Source organism: Aneurinibacillus uraniidurans (assembly GCF_028471905.1).
Taxonomy (GTDB): domain Bacteria; phylum Bacillota; class Bacilli; order Aneurinibacillales; family Aneurinibacillaceae; genus Aneurinibacillus; species Aneurinibacillus uraniidurans.
In genome coordinates this window covers 2,987,183-3,011,142 of the sequence record NZ_CP116902.1, presented here as the reverse complement: position 1 = coordinate 3,011,142, position 23,960 = coordinate 2,987,183, and the positions used below count along the sequence as shown (strand labels likewise).

At 46.7% G+C, this 23,960-nt stretch carries 23 protein-coding genes and 1 riboswitch; of the genes, 12 read left to right on the top strand and 11 right to left on the bottom strand.

Features of this window, described 5'->3' with window-relative positions:
* Nucleotides 1–2 precede the first annotated feature (2 nt).
* A complete protein-coding gene (locus PO771_RS15080) occupies nt 3–1,211 on the top strand; it encodes an acyl-CoA dehydrogenase family protein (protein WP_272563185.1) in 1,209 nt (402 codons plus the stop codon).
* 78 nt (nt 1,212–1,289) lie between these two features.
* Here PO771_RS15080 and PO771_RS15075 read toward each other — a convergent pair whose 3' ends face one another.
* Both PO771_RS15075 and pckA read right to left on the bottom strand, forming a co-directional pair.
* Nucleotides 1,290–1,475: a hypothetical protein gene (locus tag PO771_RS15075; protein ID WP_272560499.1), complete on the bottom strand. Its 186-nt coding sequence runs from the start codon at nt 1,473–1,475 to the stop codon at nt 1,290–1,292.
* 178 nt (nt 1,476–1,653) lie between these two features.
* Nucleotides 1,654–3,234 carry a phosphoenolpyruvate carboxykinase (ATP) gene (gene pckA / locus PO771_RS15070; RefSeq protein WP_272560498.1) on the bottom strand — a complete coding sequence of 527 codons (1,581 nt, stop codon included), beginning with the start codon at nt 3,232–3,234 and terminating at the stop codon, nt 1,654–1,656.
* Nucleotides 3,235–3,626: 392 nt separating this feature from the next.
* Here pckA and PO771_RS15065 point away from each other — a divergent pair, with 392 nt between their 5' ends.
* Together PO771_RS15065 and PO771_RS15060 are read left to right on the top strand one after the other, a co-directional pair.
* A complete protein-coding gene (locus tag PO771_RS15065; RefSeq protein WP_272560497.1) occupies nt 3,627–3,968 on the top strand; it encodes a hypothetical protein in 342 nt (113 codons plus the stop codon).
* A 68-nt stretch (nt 3,969–4,036) separates the two neighbouring features.
* Entirely contained in the window at nt 4,037–4,825 is a 789-nt protein-coding gene (locus PO771_RS15060; RefSeq protein ID WP_272560496.1) for an alpha/beta hydrolase, read from the top strand.
* A 44-nt stretch (nt 4,826–4,869) separates the two neighbouring features.
* Here PO771_RS15060 and PO771_RS15055 read toward each other — a convergent pair whose 3' ends face one another.
* Nucleotides 4,870–5,070 (bottom strand): cold-shock protein, encoded by a 201-nt coding sequence (locus PO771_RS15055; RefSeq protein ID WP_272563184.1) that lies wholly within the window; start codon nt 5,068–5,070, stop codon nt 4,870–4,872.
* 182 nt (nt 5,071–5,252) lie between these two features.
* Between PO771_RS15055 and PO771_RS15050 the strand changes: the two genes are divergently transcribed.
* A complete protein-coding gene (locus PO771_RS15050) occupies nt 5,253–5,705 on the top strand; it encodes a hypothetical protein (protein ID WP_272560495.1) in 453 nt (150 codons plus the stop codon).
* Nucleotides 5,706–5,736: 31 nt separating this feature from the next.
* On the opposite strand, the gene typA is transcribed toward PO771_RS15050, so the two are convergent.
* On the bottom strand, nt 5,737–7,563 hold the full coding sequence (typA, locus tag PO771_RS15045; RefSeq protein ID WP_272560494.1) for a translational GTPase TypA: 1,827 nt from the start codon (nt 7,561–7,563) through the stop codon (nt 5,737–5,739).
* Nucleotides 7,564–7,927: 364 nt separating this feature from the next.
* Here typA and cshA point away from each other — a divergent pair, with 364 nt between their 5' ends.
* From cshA to mnmL, 3 genes are all read left to right on the top strand, one after another.
* Entirely contained in the window at nt 7,928–9,448 is a 1,521-nt protein-coding gene (cshA, locus tag PO771_RS15040; RefSeq protein WP_272560493.1) for a degradosome RNA helicase CshA, read from the top strand.
* An 86-nt stretch (nt 9,449–9,534) separates the two neighbouring features.
* Nucleotides 9,535–9,978, top strand: a complete 444-nt coding sequence (locus tag PO771_RS15035; RefSeq protein ID WP_272560492.1) for a DUF441 domain-containing protein — start codon at nt 9,535–9,537, stop codon at nt 9,976–9,978.
* 47 nt (nt 9,979–10,025) lie between these two features.
* On the top strand, nt 10,026–10,973 hold the full coding sequence (mnmL, locus tag PO771_RS15030) for a tRNA modification radical SAM protein MnmL/YtqA (protein ID WP_422665015.1): 948 nt from the start codon (nt 10,026–10,028) through the stop codon (nt 10,971–10,973).
* Nucleotides 10,974–11,027: 54 nt separating this feature from the next.
* On the opposite strand, the gene PO771_RS15025 is transcribed toward mnmL, so the two are convergent.
* Complete coding sequence (locus PO771_RS15025) at nt 11,028–11,387, bottom strand: hypothetical protein (RefSeq protein ID WP_272560490.1); 360 nt, start codon at nt 11,385–11,387, stop codon at nt 11,028–11,030.
* Between the two features lie 238 nt (nt 11,388–11,625).
* Here PO771_RS15025 and PO771_RS15020 point away from each other — a divergent pair, with 238 nt between their 5' ends.
* On the top strand, nt 11,626–12,834 hold the full coding sequence (locus PO771_RS15020; RefSeq protein WP_272560489.1) for an MFS transporter: 1,209 nt from the start codon (nt 11,626–11,628) through the stop codon (nt 12,832–12,834).
* Between the two features lie 76 nt (nt 12,835–12,910).
* Entirely contained in the window at nt 12,911–14,110 is a 1,200-nt protein-coding gene (locus PO771_RS15015) for an MFS transporter (protein ID WP_272560488.1), read from the top strand.
* Nucleotides 14,111–14,554: 444 nt separating this feature from the next.
* On the opposite strand, the gene PO771_RS15010 is transcribed toward PO771_RS15015, so the two are convergent.
* Nucleotides 14,555–14,809, bottom strand: a complete 255-nt coding sequence (locus tag PO771_RS15010; RefSeq protein ID WP_272560487.1) for a DUF2621 family protein — start codon at nt 14,807–14,809, stop codon at nt 14,555–14,557.
* A gap of 70 nt (nt 14,810–14,879) precedes the next feature.
* The gene (locus PO771_RS15005; protein WP_272560486.1) at nt 14,880–15,629 is read right to left on the bottom strand and encodes a DUF3109 family protein; all 750 of its coding nucleotides are present in this window, start codon (nt 15,627–15,629) and stop codon (nt 14,880–14,882) included.
* A gap of 161 nt (nt 15,630–15,790) precedes the next feature.
* On the opposite strand from PO771_RS15005, the gene cimA reads away from it, so the two are divergent.
* Both cimA and PO771_RS14995 read left to right on the top strand, forming a co-directional pair.
* Nucleotides 15,791–17,416, top strand: coding sequence for a citramalate synthase (gene cimA, locus PO771_RS15000; RefSeq protein WP_272560485.1), 1,626 nt, complete (start codon nt 15,791–15,793; stop codon nt 17,414–17,416).
* A gap of 142 nt (nt 17,417–17,558) precedes the next feature.
* On the top strand, nt 17,559–19,259 hold the full coding sequence (locus tag PO771_RS14995; protein WP_272560484.1) for a putative bifunctional diguanylate cyclase/phosphodiesterase: 1,701 nt from the start codon (nt 17,559–17,561) through the stop codon (nt 19,257–19,259).
* Between the two features lie 62 nt (nt 19,260–19,321).
* Here PO771_RS14995 and PO771_RS14990 read toward each other — a convergent pair whose 3' ends face one another.
* From PO771_RS14990 to PO771_RS14975, 4 genes are read right to left on the bottom strand one after another with little or no spacing between them, the layout of a single operon-like run.
* A complete protein-coding gene (locus PO771_RS14990; RefSeq protein WP_272560483.1) occupies nt 19,322–20,089 on the bottom strand; it encodes a thiazole synthase in 768 nt (255 codons plus the stop codon).
* 6 nt (nt 20,090–20,095) lie between these two features.
* The gene (gene thiS / locus PO771_RS14985) at nt 20,096–20,299 is read right to left on the bottom strand and encodes a sulfur carrier protein ThiS (protein WP_272560482.1); all 204 of its coding nucleotides are present in this window, start codon (nt 20,297–20,299) and stop codon (nt 20,096–20,098) included.
* A 12-nt stretch (nt 20,300–20,311) separates the two neighbouring features.
* Complete coding sequence (gene thiO / locus PO771_RS14980; RefSeq protein WP_272560481.1) at nt 20,312–21,436, bottom strand: glycine oxidase ThiO; 1,125 nt, start codon at nt 21,434–21,436, stop codon at nt 20,312–20,314.
* Nucleotides 21,423–22,049 (bottom strand): thiamine phosphate synthase, encoded by a 627-nt coding sequence (locus PO771_RS14975; RefSeq protein ID WP_272560480.1) that lies wholly within the window; start codon nt 22,047–22,049, stop codon nt 21,423–21,425. Before PO771_RS14975 ends, thiO begins: the two co-directional genes overlap by 14 nt.
* Nucleotides 22,050–22,143: 94 nt before the next feature.
* A riboswitch (TPP riboswitch) is annotated at nt 22,144–22,258 on the bottom strand.
* A 138-nt stretch (nt 22,259–22,396) separates the two neighbouring features.
* On the opposite strand from PO771_RS14975, the gene PO771_RS14970 reads away from it, so the two are divergent.
* Nucleotides 22,397–23,770, top strand: a complete 1,374-nt coding sequence (locus tag PO771_RS14970) for a DEAD/DEAH box helicase (RefSeq protein ID WP_272560479.1) — start codon at nt 22,397–22,399, stop codon at nt 23,768–23,770.
* Nucleotides 23,771–23,960: the final 190 nt, after the last annotated feature.

The window sequence follows — 23,960 nt, the reverse complement described above, 5'->3', positions numbered from 1 at the left end:
TGATGAATTTTGCTTTGACAGAAGAACAAGATGCTGTGCGTAAGATGGTACGTAGCTTTGTAGATAAGGAGATTCTGCCGTATATTCAGGAGTGGGATGCACAAGGTCATTTCGAACGTAGCATTATGACCCGCCTAGCCGATCTTGATCTGATGGGTGTATGCATTCCGGAAGAATACGGTGGCACGGGCATGGATTATAATACGCTTGCGATTGTATGTGATGAACTGGAGCGGGGGGATACAGCATTCCGTACAGCCGTATCTGTGCATACGGGTCTAAATAGTATGACGCTTCTTCAGTGGGGAAATGAGGAACAAAAACAAAAATATCTGGTACCACAGGCTAAAGGTGAAAAAATAGGTGCATTCGGGCTAACAGAGCCGAACGCGGGCTCAGATGTAGCAGCGATGCAAACAACGGCGGTGAAGGATGGAGATGCATACATTCTTAATGGCCAGAAGACTTGGATTTCGTTGTGTGATGTAGCCGATTATTTCCTTGTGTTCGCTTATACGGACAAATCACAGAAGCATAAAGGGATTAGCTGCTTTATCGTAGAGCGTGAATTTGCAGGATTTTCATCTAAAGCGATTAAAGGTAAGCTGGGGATTCGCGCGGGTAATACCGGTGAAATTTTCTTTGATAATGTGCGGGTTCCGGCTGCAAACTTACTGGGAGAAGAAGGAGAAGGGTTTAAGATTGCGATGTCTGCCCTTGATAATGGACGCTTTACAGTGGCGGCTGGGGCGTGCGGCTTGATTCAGGCATGCCTTGAAGAAAGCTTGAAGTATTGTCATGAGCGAAGTACATTCGGCAAAGAAATCGGTAAGCATCAACTTGTTCAGCAGATGATTGCGAAAATGGTAAGTAGCCTGGAAACATCCCGTCTGCTTGTATATCGTGCTGGCTGGTTGAAAAATGAAGGGAAACGCAATACACGTGAGACGTCACTGGCCAAGTGGCATGCGTGTGATGCGGCGTTTGAAGCGGCATGCGATGCGGTACAGATTCACGGTGCATATGGATACTCAAACGAATATCCGGTTGAACGCTTCATGCGTAATGCAAAAGCGCCGGTAATCTATGAAGGAACGCGCGAGATTCATACCGTTATGCAGGCGGAATATGCGCTTGATTATCGTCAGGATAAGGCGCTGCGCAAAATGCTTCCTGCTTGGCCCTTCTCAGAAGAAGCAGTAGAAATCTAAACCTGATTACGTAAAAAAGGTAGACAATAAAAAAGGCCAGGATTCGCTCCTGGCCTTTTTTATATAATGCACATTGCGTTAATGCAAGATATTTCCTGAATGTGTGTGAATCGTTGCCTCTACAATTTCGAGTACATCATGCCGATCAAGTGTATGCATCCCGTTGCGTAGAACGATTGGAACATCTAGTTCTTTAGGGGTTAACACATGAAGTACTTCGGGCATTACACTCGTAACAATCGTTTCGAGTCTTACAGTTTCCACGGACATCACCTCGTTCGTTTAGTATCGTCATACATAAAAGAACATCCATCATACAGGTAGTGCTGCCGGGTATAGAAGCGCCCATATCGTTATTCTATCACATTTGCTTGCAACTATTCATCTACTAGAAAAAGTCCGGAATATATTTCCGGACTTTCTATATAATGTATCAAAATAATTAGTCTGCTTTTGGAGCAGCGTTGCGAATGTTTTCAGGCATATCGGAGAACTTCTTGAAGTTTTCCACGAACAGGGTAGCGAGTTTCTTCGCCTGTGCATCATATGCTTCCTTATCCGTCCATGTGTTACGCGGATTCAAAATGTCAGCTGGAACGCCTGTTACATTTTTCGGTACGAGTACACCGAATACCGGATGTGCTTCGAATTCTTCTTTATCCAGTTCACCTTTAAGAGCAGATGTAATCATCGCACGTGTGTATGGCAAGTTCATGCGCTTACCTACGCCGTATGGACCACCAGACCAGCCTGTGTTCACGAGATATACTTGTGCGTTATGCTGATCAATTTTCTCACCGAGCATTTCTGCATATACGCGTGGTGCGAGTGGAAGGAACGGCGAGCCGAAGCATGTAGAGAACGTTGCTTCTGGTTCTGTTACGCCACGCTCTGTACCAGCAAGTTTACTTGTGTAGCCAGACAGGAAGTGGAACATCGCCTGTTCTTTTGTCAGCTTCGCGATTGGAGGCAGTACGCCGAATGCGTCAGCTGTCAGGAAAATCACAACGTTCGGGTTACCTGCAACGCTTGGAATAAGCGCATTCGGAATGTAATCGATCGGGTAGGCAGCCCGTGTATTTTCTGTCAGGCTGTTATCATCATAGTCAGCCTCACGTGTATTTTCATCAACGACAACGTTCTCCAGTACGGAACCGAATTTGATGGCGTTGTAGATCTCAGGTTCTTTTTCAGCGGACAGATTGATGCATTTTGCATAGCATCCGCCTTCGATATTGAATACACCGTGGTCAGACCAGCCGTGCTCATCATCACCGATCAGCATGCGTTCTGGGTCAGCAGACAGAGTAGTTTTACCTGTTCCAGACAAACCAAAGAACAGTGCTACATCGCCGTCTTTACCCATGTTAGCAGAGCAGTGCATGGACAGTACACCTTGTTGTGGAAGCAGGTAGTTCATGATAGAGAAGATGGATTTCTTCATCTCGCCTGCATAGTGTGTACCACCGATGAGAACGATTTTTTTCTTAAAGTTTACAATAATGAACGCTTCAGAATTCGTACCGTGAACAGCTGGATTAGCCTGGAACGTCGGTGCACTTACAATTGTGAATTCTGGTGCGTGTGTTGTAAGTTCTTCTGCAGTTGGACGGATAAACAGTTCGTGTACAAATAGGTTATGCCATGCGAATTCGTTGACAACACGAATCGGAAGTTGATATTTTTTGTCAGCTCCTGCAAAGCCGTCGAATACAAATAGTTCTTTTTTGTCGAGATAGTTCAGAACTTCTTGGTATAAGTTGTCGAATACTTCTTCTGAGATTGGTCGGTTTACGTCACCCCAGTCAACCTTGCCATGTACAGAAGGTTCATCAACAATAAATTTATCTTTAGGAGAACGTCCGGTGTATTTGCCTGTCTGAGCGCTTACAGCTCCTGTAGAAGTCAGCTTGCTGCCGTTGCGCAGTACTGCCATTTCAGACAGTTGTGCCACCGACAAATTAAAGTGCACATTCTCATTTGTGAGAATATCCTTCAATTCCTTGTTCGTCTTAGTCTCCATTTTCCCTGTCCTTTCCCTCCGTCTTTCACCTATGTTGAAAGATTAGTATGTCACTTATCGAGTGAATAGTATGTCTTAATAATAGTATGGTTTGCTGTTTTACGCAACCGTTATAAAGAAAAAATAATCGAGTTTAGGCATATAAAAAAAGGTCGACACATAAAATTGAGAAATTGTAAGCATAGGAGTAATATTGCGCATAATTTTCAGAATTCGATCAAATAGTACAGAAAAACCGTCATTTCTTCATTTTCCCCTATATTTCATTTGTGATACGATCAGTCTACAATCAAATAAGCATCAATTCACGCTGCTACCGTTACTATTATGTATGGCACAATCGAAATGTCACTCAGCTCTTGTGTAAGAAATAGCAAGAAGGAGGAAACAATGTGCTCAGAAATAAGAAGTTATCCGGTATATCGAAACCACTCCAGCTCGTTGAACAAGTATTAGTGGATCAGGGATTCCAGCGCAAGGGAAGTAAGGAAGCGCCGGTGTATCGCATGAACATTATTGACACCGCGACACATCAATTGTATGCACTTGAAATTCCGTTTCAGGAAGAGCAGAAGCAGAATGATCAGCTTGTCCGACTTGGAGATGCGTATGTGCGAAATGGTATGGGGGAAGAGGAAGGTGTACCTCGCTCAGTATCGTGGGCAGCAGCATGTAAACTTTCAGAAGTGGCAGATTATTTAAGCACATATCACCGCTCACAGCAGCTTCACTAAATAAGAAAGCGCTCTCCTGTTGAACGTTCGGCAGGAGAGTTTTTATGTGTGGTGAGGAAAGGAGACGTATGAATATTTATACAGAGTGTCATCTGGCTGAACACGTACATGCAACGGTTGTACTCGTTCATGGAGCCGGTGAGTACTTTGCGCGGTATGAGTGGCTTGCAGGCAGACTGAAGGAGGCTGGGTACCATGTGATTGGCGGAGATCTGCCGGGGCTTGGCCGTTCAGGGGGAAGGCGCGGTCATATTGATGACTTCAATCAGTATTATCAGGCGCTTGACGAGTGGCTTGCCCGCGCATATGGATATAAGAAGCCAGTCTTTCTCATTGGGCATAGTATGGGAGGACTGATTACGATTCGGTATATGGAAGAAAAGCAACCAGACATCGCCGGGGTCGTGTTATCTTCACCGTGTCTAGGGCTTGTACGGAGTATTCCGCCATGGCTTGATGGCCTAGCTTCTTTGTTGAATGTAGTTGCTCCTCGCCTGTGTCTCTCCGCCGGGATTGGAGCAGATGAAGTAAGCCGGGATTTGTTGATTGCTAAGCAGTACGGAACGGACCCGTATATTACGACACGGGTAAGCGTGCGCTGGTATAAGCAACTCTGTCGTGCGATGGAAGCTGCTCATCAGGAAGCGGACCGCTATCCTGCGATTCCTACGCTTGTGATGCAGGCAGGCGATGATCGTATTGTAGATGTGCAGGCGGTACGTCGCTGGGTAGAAGGTCAGCCTGTGGAACGGATTGACTACGTGGAGTGGAGTGGGTTATATCATGAGATTTTTAATGAACCGGAGAAGATAAACGTAGTGGACCAGCTGCTTAGCTGGCTTGCGGACCATAGATAAAACCCCGGTGTATAGCCGGGGTTTTATATGCAGATGACGTATAATTATAATTTACTAACGTTAGCGGCCTGTGGACCACGAGCGCCTTCAACGATTTCGAATTCAACAGCCTGGCCTTCTTCAAGTGACTTATATCCTTCTTGCTGAATAGCGGAGAAGTGTACGAATACGTCGCTTCCGCCTTCTACTTCGATGAATCCGAATCCTTTTTCTGCATTAAACCATTTTACTGTACCAGTCATAATAACCCTCCTGAAAGCATTTGAAAAAGATAGATAATTTTGAATACGTAAATACTATAGCATATTTTTACAGTGAAAACAATTATGAGGCTGGAGAGAAATGAGTTGAATAAACGAATAAAGTTGATTATCGTTGGAAAAGGCGCAGGTTTTTTAGAAGAAAGGAAAGGTGTACATACAATCTTATGAATAAGAAGGAAATTAAGCAAAAGTCACAGCCTAAAAAAACATGGATAGGGTTGCTCTTGCTGTTTTTATTTATTGTAGGAGTGGCTGGAGTGATTACCTTGCAACTTAATGGGTTCTTTTCACCGACTGCAAACGAAGCAAAACCGAGTGAAAAACCGAATGATAAGAAGGTCGAATCTGCTGAGGTAAAAAAACAGACAAGCAGTAAAGAGAACAAGGGAAAAACAGATAAGCAAGCTGTACAGCAATCATCTGGAAAGCAGAAAGAACAAGAAAGCAAACAGAAAGAGGCGAAGCCATTACTTGATCCAGAAAAACCGGTTAGTGAGAGCATTGAGATGAAGGAAGTGCCTGAACGGATCGGACCAACAGCACCGGCAAAACCGGAAGCACCGACTGCACCGAAGAAAATAGAATTTAAGTTAGAAACGAGCCAGACAGAAAAATAAACGGAGAGCACGACGGCTCTCCGTTTTGTTTTTATACGAATTTTGCTTGTTTGGCCGCACGTTCACGGTCAGACTTCTTGAGGTGTTTCTTACGCAGACGGATTGATTCTGGCGTAACTTCACAGTACTCATCGTCATTGAGGTACTCAAGCGCTTCTTCAAGTGACATAATGCGCGGAGTTTTCAGCTTAACGGTTTCGTCCTTTGTTGCGGAGCGAACATTGGTTGCGTGCTTTTCTTTGCTGATGTTTACAACGAGATCGTTATCACGATTATGCTCGCCTACGATCATGCCTTCATAAATTTCTGTACCTGGGTTTACGAACAGAAGACCGCGGTCTTCTACGCCCAGCATACCGTACATGGTTGATTTGCCATCAATCATGGATACGAGTACACCGGCACGGCGTCCACCGACAGAACCTGGTACAACCGGACGGTAGCTGTCAAATGAGTGGTTCAGAATGCCATAGCCGCGTGTTTGCGTCAGGAATTCTGTCCGGTATCCGATTAGGCCACGGGATGGAATGATGAACTCAAGGCGGACAGAGCCGAAGCCGTTGTTGATCATGTTGACCATTTCGGCTTTACGTGCACCGAGGGATTCCATAACAGCACCCGTATATTCTTCTGGAACATCAATCGTCAGACGCTCCGTCGGTTCGGATTTTACACCGTCAATTTCACGAACGATAACTTCTGGTTTAGATACTTGAAGCTCATATCCTTCACGGCGCATGTTCTCAACCAGGATGGACAGGTGAAGTTCACCGCGTCCGGATACGGTATATTGCTCTGGTGTGACTTCATCAACACGCAGACTTACATCTGTTTCAAGCTCAGCCATCAGACGATCACGCAGCTTGCGGGATGTTACGTGCTTGCCTTCGCGACCGGCAAATGGACTGTTATTTACAAGGAAAGACATCTGCAGCGTTGGCTCATCGATTGTGAGCAGTGGCAGTGCTTCCTGTACTTCTACATCGGAGAGTGTTTCCCCAACGTTAATTTCATCTACACCTGCAACAGCGATAATATCGCCTGCTTTTGCTTCTTCAATCTCAACACGTTTTAAGCCAAGGAAACCAAAAAGTTTGTTGATGCGGACCTGTTTAACAGATCCGTCACGGCGCATTTGGGCTACGGTATCGCCACGGCGGATTGTTCCGCGTTGAATGCGGCCTACCCCGATGCGACCGAGGTATTCGTTATAGTCAAGCATCGTTACCTGGAACTGTAGCGGCGCTTCAAAATCGCCTGCTGGTCCTGGAATATACTCAACAATCGTTTCGAACAGTGCACGCAGGTCATCGTCCTGCTTTTCCGGTGTACGGCTGGCTGTACCGTTAATACCCGATGCGTAAATAACAGGGAAGTCCAGTTGTTCTTCTGTTGCATCCAGGTCGATGAACAGGTCATATACTTCATCCACGACTTCTGCCGGGCGGGCGTTTTCGCGGTCGATTTTGTTAATAACAAGGATCGGTGTTACTTTTTGCTCGAGTGCTTTTTTCAGCACGAAGCGTGTCTGTGGCATACAGCCTTCGAACGCATCAACAACGAGCAGAACACCGTCTACCATTTTCATAATACGTTCTACTTCACCGCCGAAGTCGGCGTGTCCTGGTGTATCCATGATGTTAATCGTATAGTCTTCGAACGTTACGGCCGTATTTTTGGCCAGAATCGTAATGCCGCGTTCACGTTCCAAATCGTTTGAGTCCATCATGCGTTCCTGAACTTGTTCATTAGAACGGAAAGTTCCGGATTGGATCAGCATTTTATCAACGAGGGTTGTTTTCCCGTGGTCAACGTGTGCAATAATTGCGATATTGCGGAGGTCTTTGCGTACACTCATATGCTTGTGAAAGCTCCTTTCCAAATCCCCCGCGTTTAGTTCCGGGGTTACAACCCTTTCATCATACTTCTTTCGACTACCTCGCCGCAACCCCTCTGAATGAAAAAGGGGTTGGTTTTCTCAAATGTGTGGTGGAGGAGCGGGATCGGACAGGGTCTCGTCACTTCGGTACGCTGGCTAAGAGAAGGGGCTGTCTGCTCTAGGTGCCAGACGAACTCGCCCACACGTATTCTATACGGGTAAGTTTGTATAAGTTATTAAATTTTAGGCTATATATTTATGTAGAAAAAGAGTATACTGTAAGAATGTCCGAAAAATAAACGGTACGAAAATATTCCATTGAAATATAAAGGAGATAATACGATTGGCAACATTTAATGAATTAGGTTTAAGCCCCCAGATGACACGCGCTATTAGCGAGATGGGATTTGAAGAAGCAACACCAATCCAGGAAAAAACGATCCCGCTTGCACTGCAAGGATCTGACATTATTGGACAAGCACAGACCGGTACAGGTAAAACAGCAGCCTTCGGAATTCCGGTAATTGAACGAGTAGATCCGACGAATCCGGTTATTCAGGCATTGATTATGGCACCGACTCGCGAGTTGGCGATTCAGGTTGCAGAAGAAATCGGCAAGCTTGGTTCTCGTTCGGGCGTTCGCGTATTGCCGGTATACGGTGGACAAGAGATCAGCCGCCAGATTCGGGCATTGAAAAACCGCCCTCATATTATTATTGGGACACCAGGTCGTCTACTTGACCATATCCGTCGGAAGACGATTCGTCTGCAAAACGTAGCAACGGTTGTACTTGATGAGGCGGATGAAATGCTCGACATGGGCTTTGTTGAGGATATTGAATCGATCCTCACAGAGATTCCAGAAGAGCGCCAAGGCCTGTTCTTCTCAGCGACGATGCCACCGCAGATTAAACGCCTGACAGAGAAATTCCTGCGTAACCCAGAGCACGTAGCGATTAAGGCAAAAGAAGTAACAGTACCGAACATTTCTCAGTATTATATGGAACTACAGGAACGTCAGAAGTTTGACGTGCTGTGTCGTTTGCTCGACATTGATTCACCGGAGCTTGCGATCGTATTTGGCCGCACGAAGCGTCGGGTTGATGAATTGAATGATGCACTTAACAAGCGCGGCTATATGGCAGAAGGCATTCACGGTGACTTAAGCCAGCGCCAGCGTGACGTAGCAATGCGTAAATTCCGGGAAGGTCAGCTTGAAGTACTTGTCGCAACAGACGTAGCGGCACGCGGCCTCGATGTAAGTGGCGTAACGCACGTATACAACTTCGATATTCCGCAGGATCCGGAAAGTTATGTACACCGTATCGGTCGTACTGGACGTGCGGGTAAAACAGGTTCTGCTGTAACATTCGTAACGCCGCGTGAGTCTGATCACCGTAAGATTATCGAGAAAGTTACGAAGCGTCAGATGGATCGTCGTCCGATTCCGAGCATGGTAGAAGCGATGGAAGGCAAGCAGCGTGTTGCATTGGACCGTCTGGTAGAGGTAATGGAAGAAGGCGGGCTGAATGATTACCAGGGCATGGCGGAAGAAGTACTACATACGTACAATTCCATTGATCTCGTAGCAGCCGCGCTGAAAATGCTGACAAAGAGTACAAACAATGATGTAGAGATTCAACTGACAGCTGAAGCACCGGTTCGTTCGAAAAAAATCAAGCGCCGCGACAGCAAGCCGTTTGGTAACGGCGGTGGCAATCGTGGACGTGGTGATTATCGTGGCGGTGATCGTGGTGGACGCAGCGGCGATCGTAATCGTGGCGGTGGCAGTGGTGACCGCAATCGCGGTGGTGACCGTGACCGTCGTCCGCGCTCAGGTGGCAAGCCGAAGCAGGATCGATAGAAGGCAAAAGGACAGGGCCATTCGGCTTCTGTCCTTTTTGACTTCCTGTATATTCATCTATAATCGAAGAGAAGGGAGGTGGGGGAATGGATGCATACATCATTTTGGGTGCCGTAGCGTTACTTGGTTTTTTATCAAAGAATGCTACGGTATGGGTCGCAGCTGTCGTGCTGATGATCGTAAAAGTTGTACCGTCTGGTTCTCTACTAACCTGGACGAATCAATATGGCTTAAAGATCGGGATTACAGTATTGACGATAGGAGTATTGGCACCGATTGCACTTGGCAAAATTACACTGGCGGATCTTTGGCTTACAAGTCAGAGTATGATCGGAATTTTTGCTGTAGCAGTAGGGATTTTTGTCGCTTATCTTGGTGGGCGTGGAACCGGGCTGTTAACGTCTGAACCGCACATTGTGACAGGACTTCTAGCCGGTACGATTGTCGGAGTGGCATTGTTTCGTGGGGTTCCAGTTGGACCGCTTATTGCGGCAGGCATTCTGGCGTTGTTTGCCGATTGGATGAAGTAGTCGATCCTGCTATACTGAATGGAGGAGGAGAATACCTAATGAACAGCATGCAAGACACAACCGCTCCGCTTCTCTGGGGCGATAAACGATATCATACATTAAACAGTTATTTACGCAAGACATTTGGCACGAAGGTATTTAAAGTGATGCTGGATGCAGGGTTTACCTGCCCAAACCGCGACGGGTCCATTGCGACCGGCGGCTGCACGTTCTGTAGCGCACGCGGCTCAGGTGACTTCGCCGGCTGGCGGCGTGATGACCTGGTGACACAATTCAATGAAGTTAGGAATCGCCAGCACCGCAAATGGCCGGATGCGAAATACATTGGGTATTTCCAGGCGTACAGCAACACGTATGCGCCAGTTGAGGTGCTTAGAGAATGCTATGAGACGATTCTCGAACAAGAGGATGTAGTCGGACTATCGATTGCGACTCGTCCGGACTGTTTGCCTGATGATGTAGTTGAGCTGTTGGCAGAATTGAACGAAAAAACGTATTTATGGGTGGAGCTTGGCTTACAGACGATTCATGAATCAACATCAGAATTGATTAATCGTGCGCATGATACAGCGTGCTATTATGAAGCGGTAGAAAAGCTGCGCAAGCATAATATTCGTGTCTGCTCCCACATTATTTACGGTCTTCCAGGTGAGACGGAAGAGATGATGCTTGAAACAGCACGTGCTGTGGCTCATATGGATGTGCAGGGGGTTAAATTGCATCTGCTCCATCTGTTGCGGAAAACTCCGATGGTGAAGCAATATGAAGCAGGCTTGCTTGAATTTTTGGAGCAGGATCAATACGTGCGCTTGATTGTAGATACGTTGGAGATGCTTCCACCGGAGATGATTATTCACCGACTGACGGGTGATGGCCCACCAGATTTGTTAATTGGTCCGATGTGGAGTCGGAATAAGTGGGAGATCCTCACAGCGATTGATCGTGAACTTGTACGCCGTGAATCATGGCAGGGCAAGAAATACAGCCAATCATAAGCGCAGCCATTTTTTCTGATTATACATCGGAAAAAATGGCTGTTTTTTTGCAAATCAAGGCATAAAGCGCTGGGTGAGCTTTTCCCATTCCTCTTCGGTATCTGTATTCATGATCTCATCGTATATTTCCAGCAGCCATTCTTCTTCGTCTTCCGGCTCCGGAAGCGAGTCTCCGGTCATAAGAGCCGCAGCTGCGTTATTCATCTTCCATACGTGCTGGTATGTAGCAAGCAGTGGGGCGATCGCTTGTCTGAGAAGTTCTTTTTCATGGAGCGGGTTACGCTCTGTGCGTGCCTCATACTGAGCCAAATAGTCCTCCTGTGTGAGAGCAGAGGCTTCGGCTGGCAGTTCTTCTCCGAGAAAAATAGCGTGTCGCGCCTGATCAAGTAAGCGGTGAATGTCTTGTTCTGTCATAGGAAGGGCACTCCTTATAGTTAGGATCGTTGTGTCATATCGTTTCTCTAGTACATAGTAGCGCATTCTTTGCTGAAACGCGACCGAGAATGAAATAGGACCTACCTTCAAAAAAGTCTATTCTGTTTAGAAAACAACAGGGGTATAATGAAAAAGTTACTTAATTGATTATACGATACGTTCCTCGTGCGTGTTATGCCGGGGATTTTGTTGTTTTCAGCGGAAGGAGAAAGATACAATGCCAATCTGGAAGCGTAACATGTATATTTTGTGGGCTGCGCAGTTTATTGTAACGGCGGCTATGAGTTTGATTATACCGTTTTTGCCGATGTATCTTCAGCATGATATGGGAATGACCGATATGGATGCGGTACATCGCTGGACAGGCTGGATTTTTGGTGCCAATTTCTTAACCGCATTTTTGATGGCTCCGGTATGGGGGCGATTAGCGGATCGTACCGGACGTAAAGTGATGCTCATTCGTTCGGGTATCGGCATGGCGACTGTCACTGTTCTTATGGGAATGGTGACATCGCCGGAACAGCTGCTTGGACTTAGGCTTCTGAATGGGATAATTTCGGGTTTTATTCCGGCCGCAGTTGCGCTTGTCTCAACCAACACCCCAAAGGAGCATACCGGGTATGCGCTTGGCTTTCTACAGTCAGGGGCGGTTGCGGGTACGATTCTTGGACCGCTGTTAGGTGGACTGTTGGCAGAGTGGGTAGGGTTTCGTCATGTATTTTTGGTGACAGGTAGTATGCTGCTTACTGCATCGATCTTTGTTGTTTTGTTTGTAAAAGAAGTGAATCGTCCACAGCCGAAGGAGGTAGTAGAAGGTGAGGAAGGTGGATTTCGCCGCATTTTGCATACAGAGCCGCTGCTTGCGCTGTTTTTAGTCGGATTTTTAATTCAGTATGCGATGATGAGCACGAATCCGTTTTTGTCTTCCTATGTACAGGAGCTGTGGCAAGGGCGGAATTTGTTATCGTTTGTGATCGGGCTGACGGTGTCTGCGGCCGGAATTTCTACTGTGTTGGTGGCGCCTTTGCTCGGGAAATGGGGAGATAAGGTCGGCTCACACAATGTATTGCTCATTTGCTTGCTTGGAACGGCTGTTTTGCTAATCCCACAGGCGTTCGTACATTCAGTCTGGCTCTTGGTTATTCTTCGCTTCTTACTTGGAATATGTCTGGGCGGGCTTGTACCTTCTGTGCATAATTTAATTCGCCAGTACGCGCCGAAGGGCATGGAGAGTCGGACATTTGCATACAGCACGAGTGCGATGAACCTAGGCAATCTCTTAGGACCTGTAATTGGTGGCCCGTTAAGTAGTTGGATTGGCCTGCATGGGCTGTTTTTGCTTGCTGCTGTCTTATTTTTGATAAATGCTTTCTGGGTAAGAGGAAAGCTGCACAGGAAAAAAGAGGTTGATGTGTTCTCTGTATGATTACGTTTGATGTGATAACTATATATGGGAAATAGATGTAGTATAATAATGGAAAAGTATAAGCGGGGGTGATGTGATGGCGACAAATATTCCTGCAAAAAAAGAACCATTATGGACCAAAAATTTTATTCTTCTATCGCTTTCTAATTTCTTTTTATTTATGGGGTTCCAGATGCTTTTGCCTACACTGCCTGTATTTGTATCAGAGCATGGAGGGAATGGAACTGAGGTCGGCCTTGTTATTGCGCTTTTAACACTGTCGGCGATCATCATTCGATTTTTTACGGGTGTTGCGCTGGAAACAATGAACCGACATGTCATGTTTGCTGGAGCAGGTATTATGACGCTACTTGCGATGGGTGGCTATTATGTAGCTACGACTGTCTTTGCTGTATTAGTGTTACGTTTCGTGCATGGAGTAGGATGGGGAATTTCGACGACAACGTATGGAGCGGTTGCGTCTGATATCATTCCAGCTGCACGTAGAGGGGAAGGGATGGGCTATTTTGGACTCGGTTCTACCCTGGCGATGGCTCTCGGTCCGTTCATTGGGATTTGGCTTATGAGAGACTATGGATTCAATAGCTTGTTTATTTGTACATTCGTAAGTACGCTCCTTTCGTTCGGTTTGACGCCGTTCATCTCCATTCCTTATCCAGAACGAGGTATAGTCAAACAATCATTTACTTCATTATTAGCTCGGTTAGTAGAACGGCAAGCGTTATTTCCTTCTTTTCTTGCTCTGTTGCTTGGTGTGACATATGGAGGAATTGTAAGTTTTATTACGTTGTTCGGAAAAGAGGCAGGAATTGCGAACGTCGGCTGGTTCTTTCTCGTTAATGCGGCAAGCATATTTGTTATTCGTCCGATTTCAGGCAAAATTTTTGATAAAAAGGGGCATTATTGGGTACTGCTTCCGGGTGCTGTGTGTAGCATACTTGGTTTATTTCTATTATCATCTGCGACATCCACACTACTTCTGATTATAGCGGCCATCTTTTATGGAGCTGGATTTGGTGCGATTCAGCCTTCTCTACAGGCGTGGGTTATCAATCGTGTAGCTCCGGCTCGACGTGGGGCGGCTAATGCGACGTTTTACAATGCCTTTGATTTAGGGATCGGCGGCGGGGGACTCATTCTTGGGGCAATTGCTGAACGAGTAAATTATGCGCATATGTATCGGTATTCGATCCTGCTACTTGTTGTTTACATAGCGGTCTATATGGCGTACGTAATGAAGCGAACAGAGAAGAAAGATGATTCAGCTGTTGCATAATGATAAAAAACATGCTGCGTCAGAACGGGTTTGCTTGATCGCCACTGACTTCTCGAAAGACGGCTTCCGTATTTTTTGCCTGCATAGCAAAGCTCAGCCTCTTGATCTTTCTTGATGATTTTTATCCAAAGTGTGCTAGGAGCGGGATCGGGTGGGGCAACGGAACGCCTGTATGCGACTTCCTAGCGGAAGGGGACAGGAGAACGGGCTTTTGCCCACAATACTTCGATGTGAATACATCGGGGGCATCTTTTGTGGGCGAGTTCGTCTGGCACCTGGAGCGGACAGTCCCAACTTCTTCGTAAGCGTACCGAAGTGACGAGGCCCCGCCCGATCCCGTTCCTCCACCACATTTTGGCGAAAACATAAACCAAGAAAAAAGAGGCTGTCTCAGTCGCTATGTTACGACTTTGAGACATCCTCTTTCTCTTTAATGTATGTTGCCTATTTTAATAGTTCTCCATAAGGAGCCAAATCGATATTATGAGCTTCCAGAGCCGTTACGGCACGGTCCTTATCTGGAGCAGCCAAAATGTAGCCGCGAATCACGTGGTCGTGACTGATTTCTTCAGCACCGTTTTCCTGAGCTACTTGTTCGATTTTGCTTTTGATTGATTTCTTCGCCATTGGGCGTACGAATACTGGAAGTGGCTTAAGCAGCTCGTCCAGCAATGCGGAAGATTCGTCCTGCCATTTCATGAATAACTTACTCCCTTTCTTTGCCTAGTTACTTTCATTATACGCCTACTATCTAAAAAAAAGAAGCAGATTACACCGGAAGCGGCAGTTTGGATTCAATACTGGCAACGTCCGCTTCTCCCCAGTACGACACAAGCAGATCACGTGCCCATATCCAGGCAGGCCGGTAGTCCGTAGCAGCAAAATAGTGCGAAGGTGTTCCTTTAGGCCGTCGTGCCGGGTTTACACATGAGTAATGCTTATGATAAAAATCACCCCAGCGACTGAAGTCCATCGTATCTGGTGTGACCGCTGTAAGCAGTATGCCTTCGTCCATTTCGATAATTTCGAGCGGGAAGAGTGAGCAGCTGAACGGTTTCAGTTGTGCAGGTTCGATCGCTTCCTCCAGCGCATAGCGATGAATCGCACAGAGATGTTTTTCATCTTGTTTTACAAGATACAAGCAATCCCCAGCAAACTTACGGATACACGAATGATGATTCGTGGCAGCCGTTGCTTCGAAAATACCATGTTTTCGTGCAATCTCGATGCGCTCATCCTGCGCATGCCGCTCTAGAATCGGCAGTGCATGTGCTTCAAACTGTGACAGATTCGCACCTGTCATGGAATATGGTTGCCCTTGCTCACAGCATGTCTGCCCGTGTACCAGGTGACAGTGGAAGCAGTCAAGGTTTACCGGAACGAGCAACGCATCCGTATCAATGAGAAAGCGGCCATGCCGAAGGATAGTCCGGTCGATTCGTGATGTGAGATAATGGTAGGCAGCGAGAGCTTCCTGAAATCCGAGCGCTTCCGCTGTGCCATAATAACGGCTTCGCATGTCCGTGCCCCCTCTTTGTACAAAGTCTCCTTCATCATAGCGAAAAACCGCTCGGCTAGCCAGCCTGTTCATCGTATGGTATGATTTATAGAAAAAAATAATATATTACGAAAACTCTAAAAATAAGTTGGAGAGAATGCAATGAGGGAGGATATGTTCAGGTGAACAAGCACGTATACATGTATGACACAACACTCCGAGATGGGACGCAAGGAGAGGGGATCAGCCTATCTGTCGATGACAAACTTAAAATTGCTCGTAAGCTCGATCAGCTAGGCGTTTCTTATATCGAAGGCGGTTGGCCCGGAAGCAATCCAAAAGACATGGAGTTTTTTCTACGTGTTAAAGAGCTTAAATTGAAGCATGCCAAAGTTACCGCATTTGGTAGCACGCGCCGCTTCGGTGTGACTGCAGAGGCGGATGATAATCTGCGAATGATTCTGGAAAGTGGTGTTTCGGCAGTAGCCATCTTCGGCAAGAGCTGGGATTTTCATGTAACAGAGGCACTTGGTACGACGCTTGATGAGAATTTAAGTATGATTTATGATTCTGTCCGCTTCTTAAAGGAAAATGGACTGGAAGTTATTTATGATGCGGAGCATTTCTTCGATGGCTATAAGCACAATCCAGACTATGCGCTGGCAACGCTGCGTCAGGCGTCCGAAGCGGGGGCAGACTGGCTTGCGTTGTGTGATACGAATGGTGGCTCTCTGCCGCATGAGATTAGCGAGATCGTTGGTCGTGTCTGTAAGGAGTTTGCAACACCAGTAGGGATTCATTGTCATAATGATGGGGAACTGGCGGTGGCGAATTCACTAGCAGCTGTTGGGGCAGGGGCACGTCAAGTGCAAGGCACAATCAATGGGTTTGGCGAACGGTGTGGGAATACGAATTTAATCTCCATCATTCCAAACTTGCAGCTAAAGCTTGGGTATGAGTGTGTACCGCCAGAGCAGCTGAAGCAGTTGACGAACACGTCGCGCTACGTGTACGAGATTGCGAACATTAATCCACCGAACTTGCAGCCGTTTGTTGGTCATAGTGCGTTTGCCCATAAAGGCGGGATGCATGTGAGCGCAATTTTGAAAGCGGCTGAAACGTATGAACACATTCGTCCAGAAGACGTAGGCAATACGCGCCGCGTATTAGTGTCAGAATTATCAGGACAAAGTAACTTGCTGTTTAAAGCACAGGAATTAAATATTGAGCTTGATAAAACGAAGCCGGAAGGTCGAGCGATTATTCAAAAAATTAAAGAAATGGAGCATCAGGGCTATCAGTATGAAGGAGCCGAAGCATCATTTGAACTGCTGCTGCGTCAGGGGCTTGGTAATTATGAGGACGTGTTTACGGTAGAGTCATTCAAAGTGCTAATGGAGAAGCATGGTGGAGCGGACAGTACGACCGAAGCAACGGTGAAGCTACAAGTAGGTGGGCAAACCGTGCATACGGTTGCAGAAGGTAATGGCCCGGTCAATGCGCTTGATAACGCGCTGCGCAAGGCGCTTGAAGTGGCCTTCCCGGATATCAGTAAAATGTATTTGACCGACTATAAAGTTCGGGTATTGAGCGAGCAGGATGCGACCGCATCTAAAGTTCGTGTGCTCGTTGAGTCGACTAAAGACGGAGAAGAAAGCTGGAGTACGGTTGGCGTATCTCCGAATGTAATTGAAGCAAGCTGGGAAGCATTGATTGACAGTATGCGTTATGCATTAATGGGGCGTCAGGATGAAGCATTAGAGTTGACAGGTGGTGAAATCGAGCGTCAGGGAATTGTGAACCATTGAGGAATATGCAGAGGAGACCGTCCTTTTGACAAGGCGGCCTCTTTTTTGTTAAAAAAAAGTCTGTATTGTAAATTTAACTTTATTTTTTTGTAAACGGTGCTATATACTTGATTTCACGTATAGATAAATGAGAGGGAAGACTATGGGTGATATTTCAGAAAAGTTTGTAGAAACACTAGTAGACATTAAATATGCGCTTGACCAATCTTCTATACTTGCGGTCACAGATGCAAACGGTGTCATCACATATGTGAATGATAAGTTTTGTGAGGTTTCCCAGTACAGTCAGAAAGAGTTACTCGGTAATACTCATCGAATAATAAATGCAGATTATCACGGCCGGGATTTTTTTAAGAATATGTGGGAAATGATTAGCAAGGGAAGAGTCTGGCAGGGAGAAATCAAAAACAGAAAGAAAGATGGCTCTTTTTATTGGGTGGATACGATTATTGTCCCCTTTCCTAAAGGGGCTGATAAGCCGACCAGCTATGTTTCGATCCGGCGTGATATTACTGCGCAGAAAGAGGCCGAAGCTCAAGTTTATCGCCTTGCTTATTATGATCCGTTGACCAATCTGCGAAATCGTCGGGGATTTCATGAATTTATGGAAGAGGCAGTGCAAACGGCGGAACAATCACAATCGATGTTTGCGACGATTTTCATTGACCTCGATCGGTTTAAACATGTGAATGATACACTCGGACATAAAATAGGAGACGGGCTGCTTGAAGCAATCGCCTATCGAATGGAGCAGTTCCTAGAGTCTGAATCGACTGCGGTATTTCGAATTGGTGGCGATGAGTTTACAGTTGTCTGGTCAGGTATGCAGCAGGAAGAAGAAGCACAACAGGCTGCCCTGCACATTTTGGATATATTCAAAGCCCCTTTTGACAGCAAAGGATACCAGATTACGATGACGCCAAGTCTTGGTGTTTCTGTGTATCCGGTTCATGGTGAAGATGCAGAAAGCCTGCTGCGTCGTGCAGATACAGCGATGTACTGCGCCAAGGACAAAGGTGAAAATCGTTATGAAATGTATACAGTAGAAATGGAGAAAGAATTTATTAGTCGGCTTACGATTGAACAGGAATTGCGCCAGGCGATAAAAGATGACAGTTTGTATTTGCATTATCAGCCAAAAGTGGATATTAAGACGGGAGAGATGCTTGGGGTAGAAGCATTGATCAGATGGCATCATGAAGAATTTGGATTTATTCCACCTGACCGATTTATTCCGATTGCGGAGAATGTTGGGCTGATTATCCCGCTTGGCGAATGGGTCATTCGGACGGCATGTAAACAAAATAAAAAATGGCAGGATGAAGGATATTCTCCATTCGTTGTGTCAGTGAATTTGTCCACGTTACAGTTTAAGCAGGAAAACCTGGTGGAGATGATTGCGGATGCATTGAAAGAAGCGGATCTGGAAGCCCGCTGGCTAGAGATTGAGATTACCGAAAGTGTGTTAATTAATTATGATCGTGAAATTATTAAAAAGTTGAATGCTTTAAAGGAAATGGGTATTTATATTTCAATTGATGATTTTGGAACGGGGTACTCCTCCTTTAATCACCTGAAAAACCTACCGATTGATGTGGTGAAAATTGACCGATCTTTTGTGAGTGGATTGCCTAACGCTAATGATGAAGCGATTGTAAGTGCGATTATTTCCATGGCGCATGCCTTACAGCTTAAAGTTCTGGCGGAAGGAATTGAGACGGACCACCAGTGGGATTTTTTGCGTGAGGAAGGCTGTCATGAAGGACAGGGATATTTATTTAGTAAACCGATCGCAGCTGATAAATTCGAAGAGATGTTACGTGATAAGAAGAAAGAACGCTGATCTGATGTACAGGTCAGCGTTCTTTCTTTTGGTTGTAGTCCTTTTTTATTAGCAGTGTTGAATCAAGATTGAACCATGCCTTCGGTTGGACTACTTGCTTGTGCGTAGCGTTTTTTCGGAATGCGTCCAGCTTCAAAACCAAGACGTCCAGCTTTTACAGCCAATCCCATTGCTTCAGCCATTTTCACCGGATCAGCTGCACCTGAAACAGCAGTGTTTAGCAATACACCATCTGCGCCAAGCTCCATCGCAATTGCTACATCTGACGGTGTGCCAATTCCCGCATCGACAATCACAGGAACACGTGCTTCTTCAATAATGATGCTAATGTTAAGCGGATTGAGAATGCCCTGTCCGCTCCCGATTGGGGAAGCACCAGGCATGACAGCATGAGCCCCCGCTTCCTGCAGCTTTCGTGCGAGTACCGGATCATCGTTTGTATACGGTAGAACAATAAATCCTTCACGGACAAGCTGCTCGGTTGCTTTTAGTGTCTCGATTGGATCTGGAAGCAAGGTTTTGCTATCGGCAATGACTTCTACTTTAATCATGTCGCATAAGCCAGATGCTTTTGAAAGACGTGCGATGCGTACTGCTTCTTCCGCAGTAGATGCTCCGGCTGTGTTTGGTAGCAGTTTGAAGCGGCTTAGATCAAGCTGCTCCAGAAAATTTGGCTGTGCCGGGTCATAGATGTTCATGCGACGTACGGCAAATGTAAGAATCTCCGTTTCGGATACGTCAACGGCTTGGCGTTGAATCGCGAAATCCGGGAATTTTCCTGTGCCAAGTAACAGGCGTGATGTGAATGAATACGGTCCAATTTTTAACATAATAAATCAACCTCCCCCTACGAAATGTACGAGCTCAAATACGTCTCCTTCGCGCACTGGTGTTGCTTCATGCGCGTCTTTCTGTAAAATCGTACGATTACTCTCTACCACGACAATTCGATCTTGCAGATGCAAATAAGTGAGAAGCTGCTGCACCGTTTCGATGTGGTCCGGAACAGTCTGAGCATCTCCATTAATGATGATGTTCATCTACTCACCTCCTTATGATGCTGGAATCGACCGATGGCGGTCTGGAGCAAATGCGGAAAGATCAAGTCCCGGTGCTTCACCTGCGAGCAGGCCAGATACAATCTTACCAGTTGCCGGACTTAATAGAATTCCGTTGCGGAAATGCCCGGATGCAACAATTACGTTTGATACGGATGCAAGTCGACCAAGATACGGGAGACCATCTGCTGTCTGTGGCCGCAGGCTCGCCCATGTTTGTTCAAGCGGATAGGCGGCAATGTCTGGCAGAATCCGTACGGCTTTCGCCATTAACTGATGCAGACCGCCAATGCTTAGCCGATCGTCAAAACCGCAGTCCTTCACGGATGCACCAACAAGTAGACGATTTCCTTCTTTTGGCACGATATAGCAACCGTGAGAATAAACAGTGCGCGCGATTGGCTGCGGCACAGCAAGTACAGAGAAGGCCTCGCCTTTTAATGGGAATACAGGCAGTGGAGCATCAAGCAGCTTTGTAAGTTCACCGCTCCAAGCCCCGCCTGCGATGATGTACTGTTCACCGCTGAATTCTCCCTTGCTAGTCTGCACAGCTTCAATATGAGAGCCATTCATCCGAAAGTTTGTGACAGCACAGCGCTCAACAAGAGACGCTCCAAGTCGGGCTGCGGCTGCGGCAAAGGCACGTGACAGATGGGGAGCGGATACTTGTGTGTCATCTGGAAGCCAGAGCGCCCCTTTGATTTCTGAGCTGACAGCTGGTTCCAGCGCCTGCACGTCTGCTGTCTCCATCCAGTCTGCTTGCAGTCCTGCAGCTCGTTGCCAGATTGCTTGTGTAAGCAGCGTTTGCTTTTCTTCTTCTGTCCAGGCTGTGCGCAGCATCCCAGATTCATTAAGACCAATATCAACGCCTGCCGCCTGTTGTAGTTCTGCTGCAAGCTCGCGGAACATCGCGCGGCTGTACAGCGACAGTTCGACAAGTGGTCCCGGCTCAGGGAATTCTACCTGTGCGCCGAGCATACCGCCTGCTGCACGGGAAGCATGAGCGGCCAGGCAGTCTTTTTCCAATACAACTACTTTTTGTCCGCGTTTTGCCGCATAATAAGCAATGGCTGTACCGATCACACCGCCGCCAATAATAACGGCATCATATGTTTTCATCGTTGATCACTCCTTGTCTCAGAATGGTATAGAGTTGTTTGCTGATCTCAGCAGGCTGTGCAGCATCCATCACGGCAGATAGAACAGCTGCCCCCATAGCCCCGGCCTCGATGATATCGGGCAGAACAGTTGAAGTGATACCACCAAGTGCAAGTACGGGAATCGTACAAGCTTCTGCTACTCTCCGCAGCGCTTCTGTTCCGCGCGGCGTGAGTCCTGGCTTGGAGCCAGATGGAAATACATGCCCGAAAAGAAGATAATCTGCACCGGCAGCTTCTGCCGCCGTAGCTTCTCCTAAGCTGTGAACCGAGACACCGATTCGTATGCCGGGTGCGTTGCTACGTACGATATCAGGGGAGAGACTATGTCCGGCGAGATGAACCGTACCAGCCCCTAGCGCTATGGCTACATCGAGTCGATCATTTATCGCAAGCTTGTGGGGAGGCAGGTCTGCTTCGAGCAAAAGTGTCTGCCCAAGGGTATACAAGTCACGGGCGGTCAGCTGTTTCTCTCGCAGGTGAAACACATCCACATACGGTGCGATGGTTCGAACGATTTCTACTACTTGCTCTGGTGATTGTCTCCCGGTGCTGATCACATGAAATTCACGCATGAATTCCCTCATTTTTTTCGCTCCCTCATCTATTTTCACAGCAAAAAAGTCGGGTCCCACTTATGGGACCCGACTTGAGAACGCTTCATGCGCTATGTATAGTCGCCTGCTTTCCTACGCTGGTACTAACCAGATCAGGTCCCAGGAGTTTAGAAACTTCATCGCGTTTCATTCTCAGCCCGACTCATCGGGATCCCCCAGCAGTTTACGAAAGGTATCAAATTTTGCTTTTATTATACTGCACCTCATACATAATGCAAGGAAAAAATGCAAAGTGGTCTAAATACAAAAGTTCGGGTACAATAGAAGCAGTATGCTTTTTTTGGCATTAAGAAAGGAAGAAACATATGAAATCATTTGAGCAGTTTAAGCTAAAACCGGAAATTATGCAGGGGATTGCAGACCTGTATTATAAACAGCCGACTCCCATTCAGGAACAGGCAATTCCATTGGCCCTTGAAGGAAAAGACGTGCTTGGGCAGGCGCAGACGGGAACGGGGAAAACAGCAGCGTTCGTTATTCCCATTCTTCAGAAGCTCGATCCGAACGCAAGTGATGTGCAGGCGCTGGTCATGACGCCGACACGTGAGCTAGCGATCCAGATCACCGATGATATTGCTGAGCTGGGTAAACATATGAACGTACAAGTATTGTCGCTGCACGGTGGACAGGACATCATGCGCCAGATTAGCAAGTTATCAGGTCGGATTCAGATTGTAGTGGGGACACCGGGACGTATTCTTGATCATTTGCGTCGTGAAACATTGCATTTCGGACGCATTCATACAATGGTGCTGGATGAAGCGGATAAAATGCTGGAGATGGGCTTTGTACAGGAAGTAGAGGAAGTGTTTATTCAGACTGCACAGAAGAAACAGGTATTGCTGTTCTCAGCTACTGTGCCGGATGGGGTGCGTAAGCTAGCACATAACTTCATGAATCAGCCGCAGATCGTCAAGGTAGAGAAGCGTCAGATGACGGCAGAAAATACGAAAGAATCGTACTATGTTGTGAACCAGAGCGATAAAACGGACATGCTAATCAAGCTTGTGGCAGATGCACGTCCGTATCTGGCTGTGATTTTTGCCAATACGAAGCAGCGGGTTAATGAATTGGTGCGCCGCTTACAGGAGAACGGGGTCGAAGCGGAAGCGCTGCACGGCGATTTGAGCCAGAAGAAGCGGGAGCAGATTATGGACCGCTTCCGCGAAGCACGCTTTCAGTATCTCGTTGCGACTGACATTGCCGCACGCGGTCTTGATGTGGAAGGTATTACACATGTATTTAACTATGATCTACCGTCTGATGTAGAAAGCTATATTCACCGGGTTGGCCGGACGGGGCGCGCCGGGCAGCAGGGAGAAGCGATTTCGCTGATTTCCCCACGCCAACGCCAGATTTTCAGCCGTTTTACACGTGCAATCAGCGGGGGAGCGGAAGAGAAATTCCTCGGTGGTGCAAAGAAAGTGCGTCGCAAGGAAAAACCAGTGCGTCCAGAAGCAGAAGAGAAGAAAGTAGCAGAGAATGGTGAAGAGAAGAAGGTGTCTCGTTCGTCTGCAGCACAGCCGTCTGCTGCGCAGAGTGGTCGCGCGAAAGCAAAGGCTCCGAAGGTAAAGCCGGGCTATAAGAAAAAAGTCCAGTTGGAGCGTGAGAAGGAACAGCGTCGCGCGCGTCGGAAAAACATTCAGGCTTCGTATCGCAAGAAGAATAGCAAGAGCTAAGATAAAAGCTGTGAGATCCTTTACAAATAAGGATCTCACAGCTTTTTGTATGTAGATTGGTAAAAAAGAGTCCGTTTACATTTATTTTTTACCCGATTATTTCCGATTTATTATAGCAAGAGATTATGTTCCATAATATTACTTTTTTGTAGGGTTTTTGAGTGTTTATTACATTAAATTTGGAAGGAGG